The following is a 24,710-nucleotide window of genomic DNA, read 5'->3' as shown; positions in this document are numbered from 1 at the left end:
ATCCCATGATTGAATTTAAGAATGTTAGTAAAGTCTATGATAATGGTTCTGTTGCATTAGACGATGTGTGTTTAACCATTAACGATGGTGAATTTGTTCTCGTTTGTGGTCACAGTGGTGCAGGGAAATCAACATTATTTAAGTTATTAACGCATGAGGTAGTGCCAGATGCTGGTACTGTCATTGTTGATGACTTTGATGTTACGCGTATGAAGCGCAGTAAAATTCCTAAATTGCGGAGAAAGCTTGGTGTTGTATTCCAAGACTTCCGATTATTGCCTAATAAAACGGTAGCAGAGAATATTGCTTTTGCTCTTGAAGTTATTGAAGAAAAACCAAAAATCATTAAAGAAAAGGTGAGTCATGTATTAGACCTTGTTGGTTTATCTGAGAAGGCTAATGACTTACCAGAGGATCTTTCTGGCGGGGAACAACAACGTGTTGCTATTGCGCGTGCAATTGTTAATCGCCCAACAGTATTAATTGCTGATGAACCTACTGGTAACCTTGATCCTGATACTAGTAAGGATATTGTTGAATTGTTTAAGCATATTAACAATTTCGGCACTACCGTTATTATGGTTACCCATAATATGGATCTTGTTTCATACTTGAATAAACGCGTTATTCGTTTAAAAGACGGCCGTGTTCAAAGTGATAATATGAGAGGTGCAGAAATTAATGAAGCCTAGAACGATAAAATACTATTTTAAAGAAGCACTGAAGTCTATGAAACGTAATGGACTTATGACATTAGCGTCCATTTCTACAGTGGCTTTATCCTTATTTATGCTCGGTGTATTCCTTTGTGGTGTCATTAATTTGAATAACATGGCATCCAGTCTAGAAAATCAAGTACAGTTAAGTATTTACTTAAAGGATGGTTTAACAACTGATCAAATTATGGCAGTAGGAAAGCAAATTAAGGCTATACCTAACTTAAAGCATTTAGAATTTGTTAATAAAGAGCAAGCTATGAAGGAGTTTAAAGAACGCCTTGGTGATCAGCAACAATTGGTAAATGCTTTAGGTGATGTTAATCCGTTGCCTAACTCGTATGTGTTGACCTTTGATAATCCTAGCGATGTAAAAGCAACTGCAAAATTAGCTACGACATTCCAAGGCGTAGAAAGTACACATTATGGTCAAGATATTGTAGAAGAGCTTTTCCGCATTACGCAAGTAATTCGTATTGGTGGAATTGTATTGATTGCTTTCCTAGCAGCTGCAACACTATTCATCATTTCAAATACAATTCGGTTGACTGTATTCGCACGTCGTAAAGAAATTGCAATCATGAAATATGTAGGTGCTACTAATGGATTTATTCGTTGGCCATTTTTGATTGAAGGCATGTTGTTAGGCTTAATTGGTGCTATCATTGCCGTTCTTTGCGTTGGTGAATTTTATCACTTCATCACACTGGAAGTTTCTGAATCATTAGCATTCTTCCCTTTAGTACCAATGTTCCCATTCTTCTATGATGTAGCCCTTTATATCTTAGGTGGCGGCATAGTAGTAGGTGCTATTGGTAGTACTATTTCTTTGAAACAATACATGAAGGTGTAATGTTTATGAATAATAGTATATTTAAATCTCGCTTCGTAGCGGCAATTTTGACTGGTATAGTGGTATTGGGAACACCATTATACATCGTTGCAGAGGACGAAGATTTAACAAATCAACTTGATTCAATTCAACAACAAGTTAATCAACAAAATGCTAAAAAGGCAGATGCTGAAACTGTAATAGTAAGTGTATCCGAACAGTTACGTCAAATCGAAGAACAATTACGTCAGGCTCAGCAACAATTGGATTCTATTCAACAACAACGTATATCTGTTGAAAATGATATTACAGTGAATGAAAAATTACTTGCTGAAGCACAAAAGCGACTAGAAGGGCGAGAAGCCGTATTTTATAAGCGTGTACGTGATATTTATATTAACGGTCGTTTAAGTTACTTAGATGTAGTTATTGGATCTAAAGATTTTACAGACTTTGCTAATCGTTTAGAAATTTTAAAACGAATTATTGATTCTGATATTAAATTAATTGAGGAAATTAAAAAAGAGCGCGCTGAAATAGCGGCTCGAAAGCAAGCACTAGAACAGTCTCGTGCAAAACTAGTTGAGATTGAAAAAGCAGCTGCGGCAAAACGAGCTGAAATAGAGCAAAAGAAGAAAGAACGTGAGGTAGTTCTTCAAAAGGCTCAAAATGATCGTGCTACAGCAATGCAAGCAGTAGAAGAATTAAATGCATCTTCTGCACAGATTACAGCGTTATTGAAAGCACGTCAAGCAGAGCGTGCCGCTGCTCGTGCTGCGGCAGCGGCTCAACAATCTTCACCAACTTACTCTTGGGTACAAGGATCTGGTCAACTTGGGTGGCCTGTAAGTGGTGAAATTACCTCTCCATATGGCTATCGTACACATCCGATTTGGGGCACTACAATTTATCATTCTGGCATTGATATTGGTGTTGATGAAGGTACACCTGTTCATGCTGCAGATGGTGGTACTGTTGCTTGGTCGGGTTGGATGGGTGGCTATGGTTATGCCGTAGTTATCGATCATGGTAATGGCATGTCTACTCTTTATGGACATAATTCTGAACTTGCTGTCTCTGAAGGGCAAGATGTGGGTAAGGGTCAAGTTATTGCCTATGCTGGTAGCACAGGCAATAGTACAGGGCCACATGTACATTTTGAAGTTCGTATAAGTGGGGATCCTGTGGATCCTATGGGATATTTATAATATGAAATTTGATACACGTACGGTGTTATGGAGTCTATTGAAATATATAGGCTCTGGCATCGTTATTATGTGGCTTACATTTTGGTACCTTTCCGGTTCATTCTGGGGTCTGCCAAGATTATTTATAGCCTATTATACTGCGAGTCAAGTTTTTATGACACCTATGGCTAAAAGTACCCTTTATGATGGTATGCTAAAGGGGTTAATTGACTCTTTGGGAGAACCGCATAGTGTTTATTTAAATGCAGAAGAATATAAGTCCATGAAAATGCAAACATCTGCAACATATGCTGGTGTCGGTATGGTCCTTGGTACTGATGATAAAGGTCTATATGCTGTTAGCGTTATGGAAGACCAACCAGCTTTCAAAGCTGGAATTAAACCTGGAGACCACATTATTGCTATCGATGGACAAGTTACTACTGAAATTCCGGTAGAGGAAGCATCTTCTCGTATTCGTGGCGAAGCAGGTACTACTGTAGCTCTTGATATTGAGCGTAATGGTGAAAAGTTGCATTTTGATATCACTCGTGAATCCATTGTTTTGCCTACTGTTAAAAGTAAAATGCTAACTAGCACAGTTGGGTATATTCGTATTAGTCAGTTTGCAGAAAATACCGCAGAAGATTTTGCCACTCAATATAAAGAGCTTCAATCTCAAGGTATGAAGGCCCTTGTCTTGGACTTACGAGATAATCCAGGCGGTTTATTATCTACTACTGAAAAGATATCTAACTATATTATGCCTCCAGGTACACTCGTAACAGTACAAAATCGATCAGGTAAAAAGGATACTTATAAGTCAGATGGACCTGATGTAGCTATGCCATTGGTTGTTTTAGTTAATAAGGGCTCTGCTAGTGCATCAGAAATCATAGCAGGCGCTGTTCAAGATCGTAAATTAGGCACTATCGTAGGTACTAATACATATGGTAAAGGTACCGTTCAAACTATTTTCCCTAGTTTAGATGATGAAGGAATTAAAGTAACTATTGCTAAGTACCACACGCCAAGTGATCGTGTTATTGATGGAACAGGTATTAAACCTGATGTAGAAATCGATTTACCAAAAGGTGTACATCCATCTAGTACATTAGATGATATTCAAATTAAAAAGGCATTAGAGCTATTACAGCAATAATGCATAGGAGTTAAATTATGTTTATAGATAGAGCGCGTGTCTTTGTTAAAGCTGGTGACGGTGGGGATGGTATGTCCAGCTTCCGTCGAGAAAAATACGTGCCAAATGGCGGCCCTAGTGGTGGTGATGGTGGTAAAGGTGCGGATGTTGTTTTTAAAGCTGACAAGAATATTAATACGCTTGTAGACTTTAGATATAAACGTCAGTTTAAGGCACCAGCTGGCGGTAATGGTGAAAGCTCTAATAAGCACGGTCGAGGTTCTGATCCTCTTATCATTCCAGTTCCATTGGGTACAGTAATTAAAGATGAGGAAACAGGAAAAATCTTTTGCGACCTTGTTAACGATGGCGATACCTTTGTTATTGCCAAAGGTGGTCGTGGCGGCCGTGGCAATGCTCGATTCCAAACTAGTGCTAACCGTGCACCAACCTTTGCAGAAAAGGGTGAACCTGGTGAAGAATTCTGGTTACAATTAGAGCTTAAAGTATTAGCTGATGTAGGTTTATTAGGTTATCCATCTGTTGGTAAATCTAGTATTTTGCGAAAAGTATCTAAAGCTCAACCAGAGGTGGCAGCATATCACTTTACTACACTAACACCAGTACTCGGGGTAGTTACAATTTCTGGAGATCGTAGCTTTGTTTTGGCCGATATTCCGGGCCTTATTGAAGGGGCTAGTGAAGGTGTAGGTTTAGGTCACAATTTTCTACGTCATGTTGAACGTACGAATATTTTAATTCATGTTTTAGATGTATCTGGTATGGAAGGCCGAGACCCTAAGGTCGACTTTGATGCGATTAATGAAGAGTTACGTAAATACTCTGAAAAATTGGCTAATAAGAAACAAATTGTAGCTCTCAATAAGATCGATATGGTCTTTGATGACACGACGATTCCCGAAACAAAAAAATATTTTGAAGACAAAGGCTATGAAGTATTTCTCATTAACGCCTTAAGTGGTGAAGGTTTGTCGGAGCTTATGGAACGAGCTTACTACTATGTAGAAAACTACGAACCAGAGCCTGAAGCAAATGATGATACAGTTGTATACGAAGCAAAACAAGATGTAGAATTTGTCATTACTCGCGGTGATGATGCTGCTTTCTACATTACTGGTAAACGTATTGAACGATTAGTAGCTATGACAAATCTTGACGATGATCAATCTCTTCGTAGATTCCAACGCATTTGGCGCTTTATGGAGCTTGATGCAAAATTGAAGGAAAAAGGCTGTAAAGACGGTGATGAAGTTGTAATCGGCGATCAGCGCTTTACTTTCCAAGAGTAGGAGTAATAATGACAGGAAAACAAAAACGGTATTTACGTTCATTGGCGGCTACAATACCACCAGTTGTCCAAATTGGTAAAAATGGTTTAGAGGATAGTGTTATAGATAGTGCTCGTGCAGCGATTACAGCACGTGAACTTATTAAGGTTAAATTACATAATAATAGTCCTGAAGATAAGACAATTTTTCAAGACTTAGCAGATATGCTTGGCGCTGAATTAGTTCAAGTGATTGGCTTTAATGGTGTTTTATATAAAGCTAAAAAAGAACCTAAAATCATTTTGCCAAAATAATTTTATAATCTAGTAAATCATAAAAATTTGTATACATCGTAGTTAAGAATTTCAACCTTAGGAGGTTAGTCTATGCGCAGCGCTATCGTTAATGCAAAACGAATTGTAGTCAAAGTTGGTAGCAGTACGCTTTGTTACACTAACGGACATTTAAATTTGGAGCGTATTGAAAGATTAGTGCGCCAATTATCAGATTTGGCTAACCAAGGTAAAGAGATTATTCTTGTTTCCTCTGGTGCTACTGGTGCAGGTCTTGCCCCTTTAGGCTTTAAAGAAAAGCCTAGAGATCTCGTATTAAAACAAGCAGCTGCTGCAGTAGGTCAAGGTATTCTCATTCATATGTACGAGCGCATGTTCCGAGAATATGGTCGCACCGTAGGGCAAATTCTTTTAACGAAAGAGGATAGTACTGGACGACATAGTTATCTTAACTTGCGTAATACATTACATACTTTATTGCAACTTAACGTTATTCCTATTATTAATGAAAATGACGTGGTTGCTATCGAAGAATTTAAAATCGGTGATAACGATACATTATCTGCTACTGTTGCAGGTATTGTAGATGCAGATTTACTTATCATTTTGTCAGATATTGAAGGCTTATATACAGCTAACCCAGCCACCAATCCAGATGCTACTTTGATAGAGACTGTTTCTGAAATTAACGATGAAACGTATGCTATTGCAGGTGGTGCTGGTTCTAATATGGGAACGGGGGGTATGTATACAAAAATTAAAGCTGCTCATATGGCAACAAATTCTGGTGTACCAATGGTTATCACCTCAGGTGAAGTAGAGGATTCTGTTCGTCGTGTATGTAAGGGTGAACAAATTGGGACACTCTTTGAAGCCCATGATGCAAGTTTATCTGGTAAACATCATTGGTTGGCTTTTGGTAAACGATTAAAAGGAGCCATTACGATTGATGACGGATGTGCTCGCGCTGTTTTAGATAATGGTGCTAGCATTCTGCCCGCTGGTATTATTGAAGTAGAGGGGAATTTTGGACCTGGTGATACAATTTCCATTTATCATGATCATAAGGAAATTGGTCGTGGACTTATTAATTATAGTATTGATGATATGAAGGCGATTAAAGGTCACAATACAAATGATATAGCCGAGATTCTGGGTATTAATACGGCCTATGATGAGGCTGTACATCGTAATAATCTAGTTTTATTACACTGAGGAAATCCTATGAACCAGTATGAAAAAATTTGTAAAGATATGGGCCAGAGAGCTAAAACGGCATCTTTTGAATTAGCCCAACTCGACCAAGAAACTTTAGATTCTGCATTGTTAGCAATTGCTGATGCTGTAGAAGCACAAACAGATGAAATTATGGCGGCTAATGAGTTAGACCTAGAAAAATCTGTTGATTATAATTTACCTCGAACTATGATAGATCGATTGACTTTGACACCTAGTCGCATTGCTCAAATGGCAGAAGGGGTGCGTCAAGTGGCTGCTCTTGAAAGTCCTGTAGGTTCCATTATAGAAACAATCACTCGGCCTAATGGTTTGATTATTGAAAAGCGATCAGTACCTTTTGGTGTTATTGGTATCATCTTTGAAGCCCGTCCAAATGTAACCATAGATGCAGGTGTTCTTTGTTTAAAGACAGCAAATGCTACAATTTTACGAGGTGGTAAGGAGGCATTTCACACGAATCAAATCATCGTGTCTATCATGCGGGATACCTTAGAGTCGTTAGGTATTAATGGTGACTCTATTCAACTCGTTGAGGTGCTTGATCGAGATCTGGTTGGAGTACTTTTACAACAACGGGAATATATTGATGTAATCATTCCACGTGGGGGTGCTGGACTTATTCGTCGTGTTGTAGAAGATAGTAGCATTCCTGTTATTGAAACTGGCAGCGGTGTATGTCATACCTTTGTTGATGAATTTGCTGATTTAGAGATGGCTTTAGAAATTGCAGTCAATGCTAAAGTTCAACGTCCATCTGTATGTAACTCTATGGAAACCTTACTAGTTCATCATGCTGTGGCTTCTGATTTTTTACCACGTCTTGATACAGCACTACAAGAATACGGTGTTCGTATTCATGGTGATGAGGCTGTAGCTCAATATATGGAGAATACAATTCCTTTAACAGAAGAGTCTTTCAGCACAGAATACAATGATATGGACTTAAATGTGCGTATCGTTGAAAATCTTGAAGAAGCTATTGATCATGTGAATCGGTATACTACACATCACTCTGAGGCTATTATCACAGATGAACCTATGCGTGCTAATGTATTTATGAATTTAGTAGATTGCTCTACTGTGTATCATAATGCATCTACACGTTTTACAGATGGCTTTGAGTTTGGCTTTGGTGCTGAGATTGGCATTAGTACACAAAAGCTTCATGCTCGAGGTCCTATGGGTTTACAAGCTCTAACATCTTATAAATACTTTGTATTTGGGGAAGGCCAAGTACGGACGTGAAGAGACTATATTATTTTGTAAGAGCATACTATAGATACATTCAAACACCAAAGGGACGATATGAATGGATTTCCTATATAAAAGCATTGCTCATATTCATCATTATTTGTGTCATTGTCATTAAGGGAGTGACCGCATTATGGTAGATAAACGTCGCATAGGTATAATTGGTGGAACATTTAACCCCATTCATTTAGGTCATCTAATGATTGCAGAGGTGGCTTGTGAAAGTTTTAATTTAGAAAAGGTTATCTTTGTACCTGCTCGTATTCCACCGCATAAGCAACATGATGTGATTGATAGTCATCATCGATATGCTATGACGGCGGCCGCAGTTTCAGATAATCCAAATTTTGAAATTTCTGATGTAGAGATGCTCCGAGAAGGTCCTTCGTATACCGTAGATACGATTCAATATTTTAAAAAACTATATGGTCCTACTGTTGAATTTTATTTTATTGCGGGTACGGATACTATTCGTGCATTACCGACTTGGAAATTTATAGATGAACTTATAGATGAGGTTCATTTTATTGGAGCTACTAGGCCAGATGGATCAAGTGCTATTGATTCTACTTTGGATGAGTTAGGATCTAAAGCACGTGAAAAAATACATGTTATGGAAGTGCCTGAAATGAAATTGTCTGCTACGTATTTACGAGAGCGCTTACGGTCTGGAAAGACAGTTCGTTATATGTTGCCTAAATGTGTAGTGGATTATATAGAAGAAAACCATATATATGGGAAGGAATAAATGATGCTATCGTTTGATGAAATACAACATAGGGTAAGCCAATGGATGGGGAAAAAACGTTTTAAGCATACTCTAGGTGTTGTTGAATCCGCAACTCAGTTGGCTAAACTTTATAATGTTGATGTAGAAAAAGCACGATTAGCGGCATTGCTACATGATTGTGCTAAAGAAATGCCTTTGAAAGAGATGCAAGATTTGGTGAAGGAGAATAATTACAAAGCTGATGAAGAATTATTAGCCAATGGTAATCTTTTACATGGATTAGCAGGCATGATTCGAGCTAAACTTGAGTTCTCTATAACCGATTCAGAAATTTTAGAAGCTATTCGTGTTCATACAACTGGTAAGGTAGGGATGTCTACATTAGATAAAGTTATATTCTTAGCAGATTATATTGAACCCAATCGTGATTTCCCAGGTGTTGATGAACTTCGAACGGTAGCTAAAAAAGATCTAAATAAGGCTGTATTGCTTGGTTTTGACAATACTATTAATCACCTTATTGAGCAACATCTTGCTATTTATCCTTTGACCATTCTTGGTCGTAATGATGTATTAAAATCTTGTAAATAATGGAGTTTTATATGGACGAACGTGAACGAGCAAGAGCTCGCCGACGTAGAAAAAGACGTCAACAAAAGTCATCTGTGAAGTGGCCCAGAGTTATTCTGGCTATTGTTGTAGTTTTTACTTTGCTCGGTGGGATAGGGTATGGCATATATAGTGGTGTATCTTATGCATATAGAGCAATTGTCGGAACTACTGAAGCTACTGAAGCCGTGATAGATAGTGAAAATAAACAGGACGCAAATACTGTATCAGTAGAGCAAAAAGGCTTAGATAAACCTTTATATATTTTGGTTATCGGCACTGATGACAATAATCCTAGTCAAGGTGATAGTCTATTCCTATTATCTGTAAACCTTGATCAAAAAACGATGGACGTTATCGGCATTCCAAGTAATAGTAAAATCGATAATCGTGATCAAACCGATGCGACTATGTTAAATAGTATTTATGAAAAAGGAGGCATTGAACTTACTAAAGCTGTAATTGAGGATATGTTCCATATTTCAATTCCGTATTATGTAGTAGTTAATCAAACTGCCTTCAAGAAAACTAATGATGTGTTAGGGAATCAGCAAATTTATGTAGAACAACCGATGGAACATATTGATGCAGAAGGCAATAAGGATATTGATTTACGACGTGGTTATCAAACATTAGATAGTAATAATGCCTTAGCATATTTACGATATTCTGATCCTAAACACGATACCTTTACTCGTGTGCAACGACAAGAGCGATTCTTAAAGTTGTGGGTGGAACAAGAACATAATGCATTTTTCTTAACAAATGCATGGCATATTTGGCGTATTTGGGATCATTATGATAGTAATATTTCTACTTTAGATGCTATTAAGTTGGTATACAATGCGAGCAAAATTAATAAGGAAGAAATTCACTTCTATATTCTTCCTGGAGAAAAAGAGCTTATAGGTGAAACGACTTATTGGAAGGTAAACCCTACGGAAGCTCAACGTTTAGTAGGAATAACAATGGGGAATTTGCCAGCTAATGAAATGACACAATTTATATCTGCACCAACTAATAGTACGTCGAAGGTTGCACCTGAATCAGAACATAATGGTGGCACTATTACAAAGCCAACAGAACCTGGTGAGGAGAGCGGTAGTAAGCGATAAGATAAGAGGCTAAATAATGAAAAAGAAAGAAGATATTAAACAAATCGTATTAGAGCTTGCACAAGCTGTATTTGATAAAAAGGGGAGAGATATTGAAATTCTTGATTTAGAAGGAATTTCTATGTTAGGCGACTATTTCTTAATTGTTAGCGCAAATAATAGTAAACAATCTCAAAGTATTGCTGATGAAATGGAAGATAAAGCAGCCGAATTAGGTATAACAGTACAGCATAGAGAAGGTTATCGTGAAGGTGAATGGATCTTATTGGATTTTGGCGATATAATTTGTCATGTCTTTGGTGGTGATGAATTGCGTGAATTCTACAGTCTAGAAGAATTGTGGAATGATGCTGGTCGAGTTCCATTTGAAGGAGTATAATATGGCTACAGAATTGTTGGAAAATACAATTGCCACATTAAAAGTGTTGCGTACTAGTGATCAAGGTGCTTTTTTAGATGGTCAAACTGGCAATACTAATGATGATATTTTGCTTCATAAAGATCAACAAATTGCTCCTGTGGCTATCGGAGATGAAGTCGAGGTTTTTTTATATCGAGATCCAAAAGGTCGTTTAACTGCCTCTATGCGTCTACCCGCCATGAAGGTTGGCCAAATTGGTTATGTTGAGGTTATCAATACTACAAATTTTGGTTGTTTCGTTGAGGTAGGTACAGAACGTGGTATCTTTATGCCTCATGCGGAGATGCGTGGTAGACCTCAGGTAGGTGAAAAAGTATGGGTTCGTCTATATACTGATAAATCCGGTCGTTTGGCGGTATCCATGAATGTAGATGATGAAATGCGTCGTGCTTCTAAAGCTGCAACAGAAGCTATGGTAGGACAACTTGTAAAGGGGGCAATCTATAATTTAACTAGTGAGGGGGCTTTTTTTATTACCCCTGAGCGTTGGATTGCCTTTTTGCATCGTTCCGAAATGACGAGAAAGTTAAAAGTAGGGGAAATGATTGAAGGCCGTATTACTTTCAAACGTGATGATGGTCGCGTTAATGTCTCTATGCGTCCTACAAAGGAAAAGGCTCTTGTTTCAGATGGAGATATTATCATGGGGTACCTGTTAAATCGTGGTGGTAAGATGCCTTATAGTGATGAATCTTCTGCTATGTTGATTAAAGATAAATTTAACATTAGCAAAGCTGCTTTCAAACGTGCTTTGGGGCATTTAATGAAAGAGAAAAAGATTGTTCAAGAGGAGGGGTGGACATTACTTACCGACATAGGTCGGCAGTGGACACCGCCTGTTAATAATGAGTCCCAAGATGAGGAATAAAGTCAATGAAAATAGTCATTGTAGGTGCTGGTAAGGTTGGTTATTCATTAGCACAACGACTTATTCAAGATGATCATGATGTATATGTCATCGACCGTTCTCCAGAACGCATTCATAATCTTGAAAATACGTTAGATGTTAGTCTAGTTCTAGGGAATGGCAGTGATGTTCAATTATTGAATGAAATCGATATGTCTGATGTTGGTATGTTTATTGCTGTTACTGATTCAGATGAGGTTAATATGCTATCCTGTTCGGTAGCTAAAATAAAAGGTGTTCCTACGACTATTGCACGCGTTCGCGATAATAGTGTGGCGGAACATATGGATGAGGAGATACGAGCTCAATTAGGTGTTGATCTCTTCATCAATCCTGAAATGGTTACAGCTCAAGAGTTATTACGAATTTTAGAAACACCATCAGCTATAGATGTTGAGGAGTTCGGACAGGGTGCTGTACGCCTTATGGAATTCAAATTGAATAATGAATTTCCTCTATTAGGACAGCCATTAAAAGAAATTCGTTTTCCTGAAGGTGTTCTGTTAGTTGGTATTTTACGCTATGGTGAAATGATTATTCCACATGGTGAAAGTCGTCTACAGGCTGATGATAGTGTATTTTTCCTAGGTTTGAAAGAGTCCGTTTCTGAAGTGGAGAACCTTTGGTTTCATAATTATAATACATTCTATAAACGGGCTGTCATTATTGGGGCAGGTCTCTTAGGTCGGAACTTAACTGTATTACTAGAAAAAGCTGGTTTTTCTGTGAAGGTTATTGAAAAAGACTTTGACCGTTGTGAGAACCTGGCAAATCAAGTGGATAAAGCCATGGTTATCAATGGAGATGGCACTGACTTTGATTTGCTCGAAGCTGAGGAAATTGCTGATAGCGATGTAATTATTGCTCTAACTGATGATGATAAACTTAATTTACTAGTAGCACTTGTCGGTAAGCATATGGGCATCCCAAAAACTGTTGTTCGCGTGGGACGGCCAGAATATATTATGCTGATGGAGCAAGTAGGTATTGACGTTGTATTTTCTCCACGTTTATTAACAGCAAGTCAAATTTTGCGCTTTGTACGAAGTGGAGAAGGGGTTGTATCTATTTCCACCTTTGAAGGTGGTAAAGCCGAATCTATCGAGATTGAAATTACCAATGAATCACCTGTAGCAGGTAAACAATTAAAAGATATTCGTTTACCTGGGAAGGCCTTGGTAGGTGTAATTTTACGGGAAAATGAAGCTATCGTACCGCGTGGTAATACTCAAATTTTAGATGGTGATCATATTGTTCTCTTTACATTACCTGAATCGGTAAGCAAATTGCTTAAATATCTTACTTAGTAAGGAGGGGCTATGCGAATTCAAATCGTTATGTCCTTAGTGGGTCGACTACTCTATATATTTGGGGTTTTTACTTTAATCCCTTTTATATACAGTGTTGTATTTGAAACTGCATATTGGTCATTCCTTATAACTACAAGCCTTTCTTTAGTTTTGGGGACTCTTTTATCTTATTACGGTTGTGAAAGTCAAAGCTTTAGTATTCGTGACGGGTTCTTAGTTGTATCCGCTACTTGGATATTTACGGTTATTTTGGGGGCTTTGCCTTTTTTGGGGAGTGGCATATTGACGAATATTTTTGATGCTCTATTTGAAGCCACTTCGGGTATTACTGCAACTGGTGCAACTATTATTTATAGTGTTGATGAGTTACCAAATACATTTGTATTATGGCGTGGTCTTATGCACTGGGTTGGAGGGATGGGGATCATCGTCCTTATCTTATCATTTTTAAAGAATTTAGGAGCAGATGCAGCACATTTCTTTAATGCAGAGGCATCTGTACCAAAGCCTGGTATTGTAATGCCGCGTATTCAATCAATGGCCACCAAGCTTTGGCAGTTGTATATTGCCTTTACTGCTCTTTGCTTTCTTATGCTTTGGGCTGGAGGCATTGAACCTTTTGATGCGTTAAACTATGCCTTTTCTATTATTGCCACGGGTGGATTTGCACCGACATCAGCAGGGGCTTTTATTTATGAACAAAGTAATTATATTTGTTTCGTATTTATATTCTTTATGTTTCTTGCTGGTGGCAATTTCTCTGTGTATTACAATGCACTTCAAAAAGGAATTCGCGTTTTAATTAATGATTTTGAAACACGTATGTACTGGCTTGTAGTGTTTATTGGTATTGCCATTGTATCAATATCTCTAGCATTACAATCTAGCTATTCTAGTCCTTTAGAGATTGTTAGAAATGCTGCCTTTAATTTAGTTTCGCTTCAAACTGGTAGTGGTTTTGCTATTAGTGATTATGATTTGTGGCCTGCTGCAGCACAGATGATGTTATTTATTTGTACATTTTTTGGTGGTTGTAGTGGTTCTACAACGGGCGGTGTAAAAATTATACGACTTATTATTTTGATTAAGAGTTCTATAATTTATCTGCGAAAATCAATTCATCCTGATATGGTTCAAGTAGTACGTATTAATGGCAAACCGATGCCTACTAAATGGATCCAGATGACACAGCAATTTTTATTTTTATATTTAATGATTTATGTGGTATCTGTTTTTCTAATGACTTGTACTGGTCTTAATACATATGATTCTATGCAAGTGGTTACGGCCTTTCTTAGCAATGTAGGACTAGGGTTTGGTGGCTTTGGTCCTACTGATTCCTTTAATGTTATGCCGGATACTGCTAAATGTATTGCTATTGTAGACATGTTACTAGGTCGTTTGGAGTTATTTACGATTTTAGTTATGCTTCACCCTCAGTTTTGGGAAGGGTATTTTATTAAAAAAGAGGTTCCTAAACGATATCGTATTCTATAGGAGGGCGGGAACTATATGGAAGTTATAAAACGTCCTCTAGGGCTTTATAAAGCAAATTGTTATGTACTTATCAAAGAGGGAAAATCTATAATCATTGATCCGGGCTTTCATTGTAACCACATTATTGATATGGTTGCGGATTCTGAACCTATAGCAGTTTTATTGACACATGGTCATTGTGATCATGTGTCAGCCTTGGATGAAGTATGTACACATTATAATATTCCCGCTTATTTACATCCTTTAGATCAAGAATTGTTACAGTTAATTCGACGGAGACCAAGTGTATATAAGAAAAAGATGTATACACATTGTAATGATTTAGTAGAGGGGCAATTACAGTTAGATCCTTTTAATATAATAGTTCATCATACACCTGGGCATAGTGCTGGATCGGTTTGTTTAGAAATTGAAGACCATCTATTTACTGGTGATACTTTATTTAAACAAAATGTGGGAAATACAGATAATTATAACAGTAATCCAGCTGATTTGATTAAGAGTTTGAATCATCTTTTAACTTTGTCTAAGGAGTTAATTGTTGAGCCTGGACATAGGGAATCTACTATATTAAAACATGAGGAAGAATTTATTAAAAATATTGTAGTATAGTGTTGACAAAAGTCCTGATAACCGATATACTAAGCAAGTACTTTGGTTACGGCCCCGTGGTGTAGCGGTTAACATGTCGCCCTGTCACGGCGAAGATCGTCAGTTCAAATCTGATCGGGGTCGCCATTTATGCCTCGGTAGCTCAGTTGGTAGAGCAACGGACTGAAAATCCGTGTGTCGACAGTTCGATTCTGTCCTGAGGCACCATTTATATGCGGGAATAGCTCAGCGGTAGAGCACCGCCTTGCCAAGGCGGGGGTCGCGAGTTCGAATCTCGTTTCCCGCTCCAATTTTATATGGCGGCATAGCCAAGCGGTAAGGCAGAGGTCTGCAAAACCTTTATTCCCCAGTTCGATTCTGGGTGCCGCCTCCACAATCGTTACCCATGCCGGGGTGGCGGAACAGGCAGACGCAACGGACTTAAAATCCGTCGGTTGGAAACAACCGTACCGGTTCGATTCCGGTCCTCGGCACCAATTAAGACTAACTTTGGGTTAGTCTTTTTTCTTATATACAATTAAAACGATTTGTGAAAATTATTACTATAAGTTACGTATAAATATATAAGAGATAGATAAATCTATGAATAAGAAACCTAAGTTATTGATTAGTGAATGCCTATTTGGTGTACCCTGTCGATATGATGGCAAAGACAATTATATAGAAACGATAGAGGCTCTAAAGGAATATTATGAATTAGTACCAGTATGTCCGGAAGTATTAGGGGGACTTAGTACGCCTCGTGATCCTGCGGAGCGTCAGGGTAAACGTATATGTACTGTTAATGGAGCTGATGTTACAGATGAGTTTGTAAGAGGTGCTCAATTAACAGTTGATATTGCACTAAAATATGGTTGCAAGCAAGCTTTGATGAAGGCGAAAAGTCCTAGCTGTGGATATAAGTGCATTTATGATGGAACTTTTACTAGAACATTGAAAAATGGTCATGGATGTACTGTAGAGGCTCTATTAGAAAAGAATATAAGAATTTATACGGAAAATGATATAGAGCTTTTGCTTGCAGAAAAAAAGAGATGAGTTAAACTCATCTCTTTTTGGTTATATTAAGTTGTTTTACTATTAAAATAACTTAATACAATAGAAAAATAATGGCTACAATATCAATTAAAGACTACTTGTTTGCATTAACAGGATCATTTGCTAATGGTTGTTCACCAAGTAATGTAGTTAAGTTATGTAGATTAAATCGATATTGAGCATTACTAAAATCTCGTGTTGCATCATATCGTTGACTTGGAGCATGCATGAGACCAACTAATGTATCGTATAGCAAATCATTAGTAAAGAATTGATGCTCGTGTTTTGCAAGTACCTCAGCAGTCTGTGGATAGGTTGAGCGATATTGTGGAGATAGGTATACCCAGAATGGAATATGTGTCATAACAAAATCAAATGTATCAGGGTTATGCGATTTGTCTAAACTTTCACCGTGATCGGAGAAATACACCATGGCTTGTAAGTTTAATTTGTCTTTGCCATAATTGTAAATTTGTTGTAATAACCAGTCTGTGTATAATTGGCTGTTAGCATATGCTTCTTGACCATCAGGATACGGACCTTGTTTCCACTTGCTAAATTCATGAGGGTAACGGTCATTGTAATAAATATGACTACCCATAATATGTATAACGATAAAGTTGTTTTTGGTAGGATCTACAGTTTCTAATAATGGCAATAGAGCTTCATCATATCGATCTGAGAATGCATAAGATTCATGGGCCCATTTTGTTGTGTCTGCAGTCTTAGCCATTAATGAAATAGCTGTATCATATTCACCGAATACACCTTGATTGCTAAACCAAGAAGTCGTGTATCCCGCTTTTTTAGCAATATCTAAGATATTGGCTGAATCAAGAAATGGTTTATCATCATATTGATTTCGTTCAGATAGTGCACGCTCCAAGGTTGGTACTGTTTGTACGTACGATGAATAGGCATTATCAAAGAAGACAAAGTCTTTATTGTCCGAACGCATATTGCCTTGCCATGGAGTATCGTCATATGGGAAGTTTGGATTATATACTTTCATATAATCTCGAGAACTAGATTCTCCAATGACTAGAATAATAGTACCAGGTGTTTTGTTCACCGCTGTTTCCTTTGTGTCTAAATTAAAGGAATCAAATACTAAGTGGTGATTATCATTATATTGTTGCATTTGTTTTACATAATCGCCTGCAGCAATCCAGTTGGCTACGATACATGTTTGAGGGAACAAGAAAAATGGTACATATACTAGAAACGCTACAAGGGATGCGATGAGCATAGCTGAGCGCATAGGACGTGTAGTATTTAAGTTTACTACTGCTTTCATACCTAAATTAGACCAGTACAATAAATAAGTCCATAAGATAAGACCAATACTTATTGCTATAAGACCAGGTATTCCAGCTGCATTCTTTAAAAAACCAAATGCTTCTTCTGGATTGGTCATATATACGGCTAGCAGACTGGCTGGCGTTAAGCAATGCCAAGTAGTCATGTAATAGCCAATTTGTAAGAATGGTATTAAGCTCAGAATCATGGAAATGATAGCCATGATTAAGGATGTTGTTTTATGGAAGCGATTTGTTTGGTTCAGTAAAAACTGAATGCCTGATAATCCCATGAAAATTAATAAGCCAAATAAAAAATCATTAGCAAATTCATAGAAGTATAATGGCTTCACATAGGACCAATGGAATAAAAGAGGAAAGGTAAGTGCCCATAAGATTCCGACTAGGCCATACCCTAAAAAAGGCCTGTGGAAAACGGTACACCCCATAAAATATTGAAATAAAAAGGTACCTACAATTGTTGGTACAGCTAAAATCGTAATATCCTCTACATCAAGCCCTAAAGTTATGGGCTCATAAATTAAAAATAAGATGATATATAAAACAATACCTATATTACCAAAGCGAAAAATTGGATTTCGCCCAATTTGCCTCACACTCGATGACATAATAAATCCTCTCTAAAAGGAATACACAATAACGTATCTTTTTTTAATATAAAATAATTACAATAATAAAGATAGCAGATGAGTGTAAAAAAAACAATTATTTGAAAGTACTACTATAAATGCTTTATAATTATATAGTTAAAAACATTTTTTCTGAGGATTGGGTTTTATGGGAGATTATAACTACAAGTTGGACGTTTTTGAAGGTCCCCTTGATCTGCTCTTGCATCTCATTGAAAAACATAAAATAGAAATTACCGATATTCCTATCGTTGAAATAACGAGTCAATACTTGGCATATCTAGACAATTGGAACCATTTTGATATTCATTATAGTAGTGAATTTCTTGTTATGGCATCTACCTTATTACAGATTAAATCACGCATGTTATTACCTAAGGCTGAACCTGAGCCCGATGAAGCAGAGGATCCACGTGACGAGTTGGTAGCAAAATTAGTAGAATTTAAGAAAATTAAGGATATTACATCTCTATTAATGGAGCGTACCGCTGTATCTGCGAATATATTTAGTCGTCCTGAAGAAACGAGTGTGCTTGGATTAGATAGTGTATATAATTTGGAACTTTCACAGTTATATCAAATTTTTTATCAAACTATAAAACGAGCTAAAGAGTTACCAGAAGAAGAGACGATTCGTGAGGTAAAGGTTGAAAAGGATACGTATAGTTTAGAGGACATGATTATATCCTTGTCTAGTCGTATACATCGTGGCGAATGTCTATATTTTAGGGAGTTATTAGTAGCAATTGAAACGAAAAGTGCTATGGTAACCATCTTTATGGCTGTTTTAGAATTGTTAAAACAACAAGTTATGGAAATGCGTTATGAAGATGATGATATTATATTCACTGCTATCTTAGAGCGGGCCGTGTAGAAAGGGGGCTATATGAGCTTACCAACAATGCATTTAGAAGCCGTTTTGTTTTCATCGGCAAAGCCTATATCGATAGATATGTTAGCAGAAGTGTTTGGGCTTTCCACAGAGGAGACACAAAAATATATAGAAGAATTACAATGTGAACTAGAAGAACAGAATCGAGGTATTCGAATACGTATATCTGGAGCCGGTGTTGAATTAGTAAGCGCTGTTGAATGTGCTGATTATGTTGGGCATATTCGTAAAAGAGAAGATAAATTATCTAATGCGGCTATGGAAACATTAGCTGTTATCGCCTATAAGCAGCCTATTACAAAGGCTGAAATCGAAGAGGTGCGCGGTGTAAATAGCGATAAAATTATAAAACAATTATTGACTCGTTCTCTTATAGCTGAATTAGGTCATAAGGATACTGTAGGTAGACCGATTCTATATGGCACGACTGATGAATTTTTGAGAAGTGCTGGTGTAGAATCGATAGAAGCCTTACATCAAGAAGTTTCGGAAACAGAAGGGTAGCATGGAACGATTACAAAAATATATTGCCAGTTGTGGTATTGCATCACGACGTAAGGCAGAAGAACTAATTACAGAAGGTAAAGTGCAGGTCAATGGCCGCAAGGTAACCGAACTAGGGTTTAAAATTAACCCACAAAAAGATAAGGTTAAGGTTAATGGTCAATTATTGGCTCAAGAGAAGCCTGTATATTATTTGTTAAATAAGCCAAAGGGGGTCATTACATCTGTGTCTGACCCTCAAGGTCGAGAAACGGTTTTAGATTATATAAAAAATGAAACGAAACGAATTTACCCTATTGGTCGTCTCGATTTATATACAGAAGGTTTGTTACTGCTTACGAATGATGGAGAGTTGGCACAAAATCTAACGCACCCATCTAAAGGCGTGGAAAAAACTTATGAAGTTCGTATCAAAGGTCGTGTTCGCGATGATGATTTGCAAATTATTGCAAATGGGGTAGAGCTTGAAGATGGTATAACTGCACCTGCAACAATTGTAGATTTAGGTTTTGATGATCATAATGGTGTACATGAAGTAGAAATTACAATTCATGAAGGTCGTAATCGCCAAGTTCGTCGTATGTTTGAACACTTTGGCTATCGTATTCATAATTTAAAACGCATTGCTTATGCTGGTCTTACTTTAGGTGGTGTAAAACGCGGTGCTTCTCGTCAACTAACAATTCGTGAAGTAAAAGCGCTAAAAGCATTGGGGTCAGAAAAGGCATGAAACAAATCATAGTCATTGGCGGTGGTGCGGCAGGTCTAATGGCAGCTGTTATAGCAGGCCGTGAAGGAGCACGCGTCATCTTATTAGAAAAAATGAATATGGTTGGTAAGAAAATGGGCATTACCGGTAAAGGTCGCTGTAATATTACGAATAGTGCAGATATGGCCGAATTTATAAAAAATACGCCTGGTAATGGTAAGTTCTTGTACGGTGCCTATGAACGCTTTAGTAATGAAGATCTTCTGGACCTATTGCATAGCTGGGGGTTAAAAACTAAAGTAGAACGTGGGGGACGAGTGTTTCCTGAATCCGATTCTGCATTAGAAGTACGCAATATCTTTATGAAAATTCTAAAAAAGTATAATGTTCAAGTTCACTTAAATGAACCTGTTACATCGATTACTGTAAAGGATAATCGTGTAGTTGGTGTTACAACGGATAAGGAACAATATGCTTGTGATGCTGCTATTATTTGTACTGGTGGTGCATCTTATCCATTGACAGGCTCTACTGGTGATGGTTACGTTTTAGCCGAAAAAGTGGGACATACTATTACTGATATTCGTCCATCCTTGGTTCCTATCGTTACAAACGAAACGTGGGTAAAGGAAATTATGGGGCTTAGTCTTCGTAATGTTGAGGTTTCCGTAATTTCTAAAAGTAAGGTACAAGCAAAACAATTTGGGGAAATGATGTTTACTCATTTTGGTCTTACGGGGCCTACAATTTTATCATTAAGTCACACGGTAGGTAAGTTGCTTCGTAAGAAAAATCCTCAAGTTACCATTGAAATTAATCTTAAACCTGCTTTAACTGCAGAAGTATTGGATAAGCGCTTGCAAAAGGATTTTGATTTATACTCTAAAAAACAATTGTCTAATGGGATGAAGGATTTACTACCTGTTAATCTTATTCCCATTGTTATAAAGCTTGCTGAGTTAAATCCGGCTAAACCAATTAATCAAATTACAAAGGAAGAGCGTTTGCGCTTATGCCATGTATTGCAACATATGACAGTAACTGTTAAGGAATTACGACCTGTAGCGGAAGCTATTGTTACAGCAGGTGGTATTTCATTAAAAGAATTTAATCCTAAAACTATGGAGTCTAAATTGATTGGTGGTTTATATGGTGCTGGTGAAGTACTAGACATAGATGCTTTTACAGGAGGCTATAATTTACAAGCTGCCTTTTCCACAGGCTATGTGGCGGCTATGCATGCCGTACACGGTGATAAAGAATAGAGGTTATTATGAACACTAAAAAAATTGCCATTGCTATTGATGGTCCTGCTGGGGCTGGTAAAAGTAGCATTTCTAAAGTAGTGGCCAATGAATTAGGGTATTTATATATCGATACAGGTTCCATGTATCGCGGTGTTACATGGGCAGTTCTTGATAGTCAAATCGATGTTAAGGATCAAGCTGCTGTAGAAGCTTTATTACCTTCTTTAAATTTGACTTTAGAGCCTACTGCAACAGCATGCAAGGTCTATATTAAAGGGAAAGATGTTACATCATTAATTCGCCAGCAGCAAATTAATGATAATGTATCGACTATAGCTTCTTATAAAGGGGTTCGACAATATTTGGTAGAACGCCAACAAGAGATGGCCGCCGTTGGGGGAGTTATATTAGATGGACGTGATATCGGTTCTGTCGTATTACCTAATGCAGAGCTAAAAATTTATTTAACCGCTTCTGTAGATGCGCGTGCAAAACGTAGATGGTTAGAAGTACAAGGTACATCAAACGAGCAAACACTAGATGAAATTAAAAAGAATGTTGTTAGTCGTGATGAAATGGATAAAAATCGTGAAGAGTCTCCACTTGTATGCGTTGAAGATGCAGTAGTTGTAGACTCTAGTAATATGAATTTCGATGAAACTGTGGCATATATATTGAATTTAGTACAGGAGACAATCAATCATGAATAAATTTTCTACCTGGTTATGGCGTACCGCTTTTTGGCTTCGCTATAAGGTAGGGTATGGGTTGAAAGTATATGGTCGCGATAATTTTCCAATGGAAGGGCCTGTTATCGTGGTGCCTAATCATTTAAGTAATAACGATCCCCCTATCTGCGGCTATGCTTTGCCTAGACATGTACACTTTATGGCTAAACAAGAATTATTTGTGAATCCCATTTCACGTTTTTTTTGTACATGGCTTGGTGCATTTCCGTTAAATCGCGGTGCTATTGATAAAGTTGCTATTCGTCATGCCATGGGACTACTTAAAGACAATAAGGTTTTAGGCATATTTGCAGAAGGAAACCGTCAAAAAAGTGGTAAACTTGGTAGATTCCATGATGGTGCAGCATCAATTGCTCTTAGAACAGGTGTTAGCATAGTGCCTGTTGCTATCATTGGCTCTCACAATATGGAACGTAATAAAGTGGCTTGTATTATTGGTAAACCAATCCCAGTTGAAAAAGCTAAAGCGACTCCAGAAGCAATTCAAAAAGTAAATGATAGTGTTAAAAGTGAAATCCAACGAATGATAGATTCTTATCATAACAATTGTATAGAGGAGACTTTATGGAAATAATTTTGGCTGAAAACCATGGTTTTTGCTATGGTGTAAAACGGGCTGTCGAAATGGCAAATGAAGCTGCAAATAGCGATGGTAAAAGCTATACATTAGGACCTATTATTCACAATCCTCAAGTTGTAGGTCGTCTTGAAGATAAAGGGGTAAGCCCTGTTCAAGAAGTGTCTGATATCGCTGAAGGCACAATGATTATTCGCTCTCATGGTGTAGGACCTGCTATTTATGAAGAGGCAGAAGAAAAAGGATTACATGTTGTGGATGCCACATGTCCACATGTAAAAAAGGCACAGCAAGATGCAAAGTCTGTTATAGATGAAGGTATGACTTTGGTGATTTTGGGAGAAAAAAACCATCCTGAGGTCAAAAGCATTAATTTATGGGCAAATAACGAAGGAATAATCATCGAAGATGAAGAATCCGCCCAAAAACTACAAGTTGTGGAAAAAATGGGCGTTGTTGTACAAACAACCTTTTCACAATTCAAATTTAACAGTATAATAGACATATTAGAGAAAAAATCTAAGAATCTTAAGGTTTTCAAAACGATATGCAATGCAACGCAAGAACGACAGAATTCTGCCGTTGATTTAGCACGTAATGTAGATCTTATGATAGTGATAGGCGGTAAGAACAGCGGCAACACAAACCGATTGGCAGAGGTTTGTCGTGACGTTGGATGTACAACGTATCACATTGAAACTTCTACTGAATTACAACTGGAATGGTTTAACCGAGTACAGACGGTAGGAGTAACAGCAGGAGCATCGACTCCCGACTGGATTATTAAGGAGGTCATTGAGACAATGAAAGATTTTGCAGAATTATTAGCAGCCGAAGGTCAAGAAGAATTTAAGAAAGGGAACGTTGTAGAAGGTACAGTAGTTCAAGTCGAAGATGAACGAGCTTATGTATCTTTTGGCTACAAAACTGAAGCCATTTTGAACAGAACTGAAATTTCTTATCCAGCACCAGAATCTGCCAAAGATGTGTTAAAAAATGGTGATGAAATTAAAGCAGTTATCATGAATCACATCAAAGAAGATAATCCTATTTATCTTTCCATGACTCGCTTGGCTAAAGATGAAGATTGGCAATATGTTATCGAAGCACAAGAAAAAGATGAAGCTATCGTATGTAAAGGTATTGATGCTATCCCAGCAGGTTTAGTAGTAACAGTTAAATCTCTTCGTGGTTTCATTCCATTGTCCCAAGGTGATGTTCATTTCGTGAAATCCTTGGACAACTTGGTTGGTACAGAATTTGAAGCTAAAGTACTTGAAATCGATGAAAAGAAAAACCGTTTGGTTCTTTCTCGTCGTGCAGTATTGGAAGTGGAACGTCAAGCTAAATTAGCTGAAGCATTGAAAAATATCAACGTTGGCGAAAACTATAAAGGTATCGTTCGTAAAATTATGCCTTATGGTGCATTCGTAGATATCGGCGGTATTGAAGGTTTACTTCACATTTCCGATATTTCTTGGCAAAAAATCAAAAAAGTGGAAGATGTTCTTTCCGTTGGCCAAGAAATCGAAGTTAAATTACAATCTTTCGACGCTGAAAGCAATAAATTATCCTTGTCCTTAAAAGCTTTATCTAAGAGCCCATGGGACGTTGCTGAAGAAACATTGCATGTTGGCGATGTTATTAAAGGCAAAGTTGTTCGTTTAGTAGCTTACGGTGCATTCGTAGCTGTTAATGACGACATCCAAGGTTTACTTCACATTTCTCAAATTACAAAACAACGTAATGCGAAAGTTGAAGATTACTTGAATCGTGGTCAAGAAGTTGAAGTTAAAATCATTTCTCTTAACAAAGATGAAAAGAAATTGGGTTTGGCTTTGACTGAATTGATGGAATCAAAAGAAACTGCAGAAGACGCTGAATAATTCATTGTCTA

25 protein-coding genes and 5 tRNA genes are annotated in these 24,710 nt (G+C 37.4%); 29 read left to right on the top strand and 1 reads right to left on the bottom strand.

The window, feature by feature from the left end; translation table 11 throughout:
- Nucleotides 1-5: 5 nt before the first annotated feature.
- From ftsE to ACLRYO_RS02820, 22 genes are all read left to right on the top strand, one after another.
- Entirely contained in the window at nt 6-692 is a 687-nt protein-coding gene (ftsE, locus tag ACLRYO_RS02925) for a cell division ATP-binding protein FtsE (protein ID WP_004693165.1), read from the top strand.
- Nucleotides 682-1,569 carry a permease-like cell division protein FtsX gene (ftsX, locus tag ACLRYO_RS02920; RefSeq protein ID WP_012864279.1) on the top strand — a complete coding sequence of 296 codons (888 nt, stop codon included), beginning with the start codon at nt 682-684 and terminating at the stop codon, nt 1,567-1,569. Before ftsE ends, ftsX begins: the two co-directional genes overlap by 11 nt.
- A gap of 5 nt (nt 1,570-1,574) precedes the next feature.
- Complete coding sequence (locus tag ACLRYO_RS02915) at nt 1,575-2,756, top strand: murein hydrolase activator EnvC family protein (RefSeq protein WP_012864280.1); 1,182 nt, start codon at nt 1,575-1,577, stop codon at nt 2,754-2,756.
- Nucleotide 2,757: 1 nt separating this feature from the next.
- A complete protein-coding gene (locus ACLRYO_RS02910; protein WP_278618066.1) occupies nt 2,758-3,897 on the top strand; it encodes a S41 family peptidase in 1,140 nt (379 codons plus the stop codon).
- Nucleotides 3,898-3,914: 17 nt separating this feature from the next.
- The gene (gene obgE, locus ACLRYO_RS02905; protein WP_004693173.1) at nt 3,915-5,186 is read left to right on the top strand and encodes a GTPase ObgE; all 1,272 of its coding nucleotides are present in this window, start codon (nt 3,915-3,917) and stop codon (nt 5,184-5,186) included.
- Between the two features lie 8 nt (nt 5,187-5,194).
- On the top strand, nt 5,195-5,479 hold the full coding sequence (gene yhbY, locus ACLRYO_RS02900) for a ribosome assembly RNA-binding protein YhbY (RefSeq protein ID WP_004693176.1): 285 nt from the start codon (nt 5,195-5,197) through the stop codon (nt 5,477-5,479).
- 72 nt (nt 5,480-5,551) lie between these two features.
- A complete protein-coding gene (gene proB, locus ACLRYO_RS02895) occupies nt 5,552-6,673 on the top strand; it encodes a glutamate 5-kinase (protein WP_278457527.1) in 1,122 nt (373 codons plus the stop codon).
- Nucleotides 6,674-6,682: 9 nt separating this feature from the next.
- A complete protein-coding gene (locus tag ACLRYO_RS02890) occupies nt 6,683-7,942 on the top strand; it encodes a glutamate-5-semialdehyde dehydrogenase (RefSeq protein WP_278457528.1) in 1,260 nt (419 codons plus the stop codon).
- A 139-nt stretch (nt 7,943-8,081) separates the two neighbouring features.
- On the top strand, nt 8,082-8,696 hold the full coding sequence (nadD, locus tag ACLRYO_RS02885; RefSeq protein WP_278457529.1) for a nicotinate-nucleotide adenylyltransferase: 615 nt from the start codon (nt 8,082-8,084) through the stop codon (nt 8,694-8,696).
- Nucleotides 8,697-8,699: 3 nt separating this feature from the next.
- Complete coding sequence (gene yqeK, locus ACLRYO_RS02880) at nt 8,700-9,269, top strand: bis(5'-nucleosyl)-tetraphosphatase (symmetrical) YqeK (RefSeq protein ID WP_278457571.1); 570 nt, start codon at nt 8,700-8,702, stop codon at nt 9,267-9,269.
- An 11-nt stretch (nt 9,270-9,280) separates the two neighbouring features.
- Nucleotides 9,281-10,402 carry an LCP family protein gene (locus tag ACLRYO_RS02875; protein WP_278618067.1) on the top strand — a complete coding sequence of 374 codons (1,122 nt, stop codon included), beginning with the start codon at nt 9,281-9,283 and terminating at the stop codon, nt 10,400-10,402.
- 16 nt (nt 10,403-10,418) lie between these two features.
- Nucleotides 10,419-10,781, top strand: coding sequence for a ribosome silencing factor (gene rsfS, locus ACLRYO_RS02870; protein WP_278457531.1), 363 nt, complete (start codon nt 10,419-10,421; stop codon nt 10,779-10,781).
- A 1-nt stretch (nt 10,782) separates the two neighbouring features.
- Nucleotides 10,783-11,691, top strand: a complete 909-nt coding sequence (locus tag ACLRYO_RS02865) for a S1 RNA-binding domain-containing protein (protein ID WP_038125348.1) — start codon at nt 10,783-10,785, stop codon at nt 11,689-11,691.
- 5 nt (nt 11,692-11,696) lie between these two features.
- Nucleotides 11,697-13,037: a Trk system potassium transporter TrkA gene (gene trkA, locus ACLRYO_RS02860; RefSeq protein WP_008713810.1), complete on the top strand. Its 1,341-nt coding sequence runs from the start codon at nt 11,697-11,699 to the stop codon at nt 13,035-13,037.
- Nucleotides 13,038-13,049: 12 nt separating this feature from the next.
- Nucleotides 13,050-14,537, top strand: coding sequence for a TrkH family potassium uptake protein (locus ACLRYO_RS02855; protein WP_278457532.1), 1,488 nt, complete (start codon nt 13,050-13,052; stop codon nt 14,535-14,537).
- Nucleotides 14,538-14,552: 15 nt separating this feature from the next.
- Nucleotides 14,553-15,149 carry an MBL fold metallo-hydrolase gene (locus ACLRYO_RS02850; protein WP_278457533.1) on the top strand — a complete coding sequence of 199 codons (597 nt, stop codon included), beginning with the start codon at nt 14,553-14,555 and terminating at the stop codon, nt 15,147-15,149.
- A gap of 50 nt (nt 15,150-15,199) precedes the next feature.
- Nucleotides 15,200-15,275 (top strand) — tRNA-Asp (locus tag ACLRYO_RS02845).
- 5 nt (nt 15,276-15,280) lie between these two features.
- Nucleotides 15,281-15,356 (top strand) — tRNA-Phe (locus tag ACLRYO_RS02840).
- A gap of 7 nt (nt 15,357-15,363) precedes the next feature.
- Nucleotides 15,364-15,438, top strand: a tRNA-Gly gene (locus ACLRYO_RS02835).
- Between the two features lie 9 nt (nt 15,439-15,447).
- Nucleotides 15,448-15,522: transfer RNA gene (locus ACLRYO_RS02830), tRNA-Cys, on the top strand.
- A gap of 14 nt (nt 15,523-15,536) precedes the next feature.
- Nucleotides 15,537-15,625: transfer RNA gene (locus tag ACLRYO_RS02825), tRNA-Leu, on the top strand.
- A gap of 106 nt (nt 15,626-15,731) precedes the next feature.
- A complete protein-coding gene (locus tag ACLRYO_RS02820; RefSeq protein WP_004697220.1) occupies nt 15,732-16,187 on the top strand; it encodes a DUF523 domain-containing protein in 456 nt (151 codons plus the stop codon).
- Between the two features lie 94 nt (nt 16,188-16,281).
- Here the strand turns inward: ACLRYO_RS02820 and ACLRYO_RS02815 are convergent, their stop codons facing one another.
- On the bottom strand, nt 16,282-18,114 hold the full coding sequence (locus tag ACLRYO_RS02815) for a phosphoethanolamine transferase (protein ID WP_278457534.1): 1,833 nt from the start codon (nt 18,112-18,114) through the stop codon (nt 16,282-16,284).
- 169 nt (nt 18,115-18,283) lie between these two features.
- On the opposite strand from ACLRYO_RS02815, the gene ACLRYO_RS02810 reads away from it, so the two are divergent.
- From ACLRYO_RS02810 to ACLRYO_RS02780, 7 genes are read left to right on the top strand one after another with little or no spacing between them, the layout of a single operon-like run.
- On the top strand, nt 18,284-19,009 hold the full coding sequence (locus ACLRYO_RS02810; RefSeq protein WP_278457535.1) for a segregation and condensation protein A: 726 nt from the start codon (nt 18,284-18,286) through the stop codon (nt 19,007-19,009).
- A 12-nt stretch (nt 19,010-19,021) separates the two neighbouring features.
- Nucleotides 19,022-19,531, top strand: a complete 510-nt coding sequence (gene scpB / locus ACLRYO_RS02805; protein WP_012864293.1) for an SMC-Scp complex subunit ScpB — start codon at nt 19,022-19,024, stop codon at nt 19,529-19,531.
- Nucleotide 19,532: 1 nt separating this feature from the next.
- Nucleotides 19,533-20,261, top strand: coding sequence for a pseudouridine synthase (locus ACLRYO_RS02800; RefSeq protein WP_278457536.1), 729 nt, complete (start codon nt 19,533-19,535; stop codon nt 20,259-20,261).
- A complete protein-coding gene (locus ACLRYO_RS02795) occupies nt 20,258-21,505 on the top strand; it encodes an NAD(P)/FAD-dependent oxidoreductase (protein WP_278618069.1) in 1,248 nt (415 codons plus the stop codon). Before ACLRYO_RS02800 ends, ACLRYO_RS02795 begins: the two co-directional genes overlap by 4 nt.
- 8 nt (nt 21,506-21,513) lie before the next feature.
- Nucleotides 21,514-22,197 carry a (d)CMP kinase gene (cmk, locus tag ACLRYO_RS02790; protein ID WP_004693214.1) on the top strand — a complete coding sequence of 228 codons (684 nt, stop codon included), beginning with the start codon at nt 21,514-21,516 and terminating at the stop codon, nt 22,195-22,197.
- Nucleotides 22,190-22,810 (top strand): lysophospholipid acyltransferase family protein, encoded by a 621-nt coding sequence (locus tag ACLRYO_RS02785; protein ID WP_008600814.1) that lies wholly within the window; start codon nt 22,190-22,192, stop codon nt 22,808-22,810. The genes cmk and ACLRYO_RS02785 overlap by 8 nt, the downstream gene beginning before the upstream one ends.
- Entirely contained in the window at nt 22,801-24,699 is a 1,899-nt protein-coding gene (locus tag ACLRYO_RS02780; protein WP_008600816.1) for a bifunctional 4-hydroxy-3-methylbut-2-enyl diphosphate reductase/30S ribosomal protein S1, read from the top strand. Before ACLRYO_RS02785 ends, ACLRYO_RS02780 begins: the two co-directional genes overlap by 10 nt.
- The last annotated feature ends 11 nt before the right edge of the window (nt 24,700-24,710 follow it).

Source organism: Veillonella parvula, assembly GCF_047241225.1.
Classification (GTDB): domain Bacteria; phylum Bacillota; class Negativicutes; order Veillonellales; family Veillonellaceae; genus Veillonella; species Veillonella parvula_O.
The sequence above is the reverse complement of the archived record's forward strand: the minus strand, read 5'-3'. Positions and strand labels throughout refer to the sequence as shown.

Bases quoted from the DNA above. Each gene is read 5' to 3' on its own strand.
- ACLRYO_RS02850 (WP_278457533.1), top strand. From the start codon at position 14,553: ATGGAAGTTATAAAACGTCCTCTAGGGCTTTATAAAGCAAATTGTTAT.
- obgE (WP_004693173.1), top strand. From the start codon at position 3,915: ATGTTTATAGATAGAGCGCGTGTCTTTGTTAAAGCTGGTGACGGTGGG.
- trkA (WP_008713810.1), top strand. From the start codon at position 11,697: ATGAAAATAGTCATTGTAGGTGCTGGTAAGGTTGGTTATTCATTAGCA.
- rsfS (WP_278457531.1), top strand. From the start codon at position 10,419: ATGAAAAAGAAAGAAGATATTAAACAAATCGTATTAGAGCTTGCACAA.
- ftsE (WP_004693165.1), top strand. From the start codon at position 6: ATGATTGAATTTAAGAATGTTAGTAAAGTCTATGATAATGGTTCTGTT.
- ACLRYO_RS02800 (WP_278457536.1), top strand. From the start codon at position 19,533: ATGGAACGATTACAAAAATATATTGCCAGTTGTGGTATTGCATCACGA.
- ACLRYO_RS02785 (WP_008600814.1), top strand. From the start codon at position 22,190: ATGAATAAATTTTCTACCTGGTTATGGCGTACCGCTTTTTGGCTTCGC.
- ACLRYO_RS02890 (WP_278457528.1), top strand. From the start codon at position 6,683: ATGAACCAGTATGAAAAAATTTGTAAAGATATGGGCCAGAGAGCTAAA.
- ACLRYO_RS02795 (WP_278618069.1), top strand. From the start codon at position 20,258: ATGAAACAAATCATAGTCATTGGCGGTGGTGCGGCAGGTCTAATGGCA.
- ACLRYO_RS02875 (WP_278618067.1), top strand. From the start codon at position 9,281: ATGGACGAACGTGAACGAGCAAGAGCTCGCCGACGTAGAAAAAGACGT.
- scpB (WP_012864293.1), top strand. From the start codon at position 19,022: ATGAGCTTACCAACAATGCATTTAGAAGCCGTTTTGTTTTCATCGGCA.
- yqeK (WP_278457571.1), top strand. From the start codon at position 8,700: ATGCTATCGTTTGATGAAATACAACATAGGGTAAGCCAATGGATGGGG.
- proB (WP_278457527.1), top strand. From the start codon at position 5,552: ATGCGCAGCGCTATCGTTAATGCAAAACGAATTGTAGTCAAAGTTGGT.
- yhbY (WP_004693176.1), top strand. From the start codon at position 5,195: ATGACAGGAAAACAAAAACGGTATTTACGTTCATTGGCGGCTACAATA.
- ACLRYO_RS02820 (WP_004697220.1), top strand. From the start codon at position 15,732: ATGAATAAGAAACCTAAGTTATTGATTAGTGAATGCCTATTTGGTGTA.
- ACLRYO_RS02810 (WP_278457535.1), top strand. From the start codon at position 18,284: ATGGGAGATTATAACTACAAGTTGGACGTTTTTGAAGGTCCCCTTGAT.
- ACLRYO_RS02855 (WP_278457532.1), top strand. From the start codon at position 13,050: ATGCGAATTCAAATCGTTATGTCCTTAGTGGGTCGACTACTCTATATA.
- ftsX (WP_012864279.1), top strand. From the start codon at position 682: ATGAAGCCTAGAACGATAAAATACTATTTTAAAGAAGCACTGAAGTCT.
- ACLRYO_RS02915 (WP_012864280.1), top strand. From the start codon at position 1,575: ATGAATAATAGTATATTTAAATCTCGCTTCGTAGCGGCAATTTTGACT.
- cmk (WP_004693214.1), top strand. From the start codon at position 21,514: ATGAACACTAAAAAAATTGCCATTGCTATTGATGGTCCTGCTGGGGCT.
- nadD (WP_278457529.1), top strand. From the start codon at position 8,082: ATGGTAGATAAACGTCGCATAGGTATAATTGGTGGAACATTTAACCCC.
- ACLRYO_RS02780 (WP_008600816.1), top strand. From the start codon at position 22,801: ATGGAAATAATTTTGGCTGAAAACCATGGTTTTTGCTATGGTGTAAAA.
- ACLRYO_RS02815 (WP_278457534.1), bottom strand. From the start codon at position 18,114: ATGTCATCGAGTGTGAGGCAAATTGGGCGAAATCCAATTTTTCGCTTT.
- ACLRYO_RS02910 (WP_278618066.1), top strand. From the start codon at position 2,758: ATGAAATTTGATACACGTACGGTGTTATGGAGTCTATTGAAATATATA.
- ACLRYO_RS02865 (WP_038125348.1), top strand. From the start codon at position 10,783: ATGGCTACAGAATTGTTGGAAAATACAATTGCCACATTAAAAGTGTTG.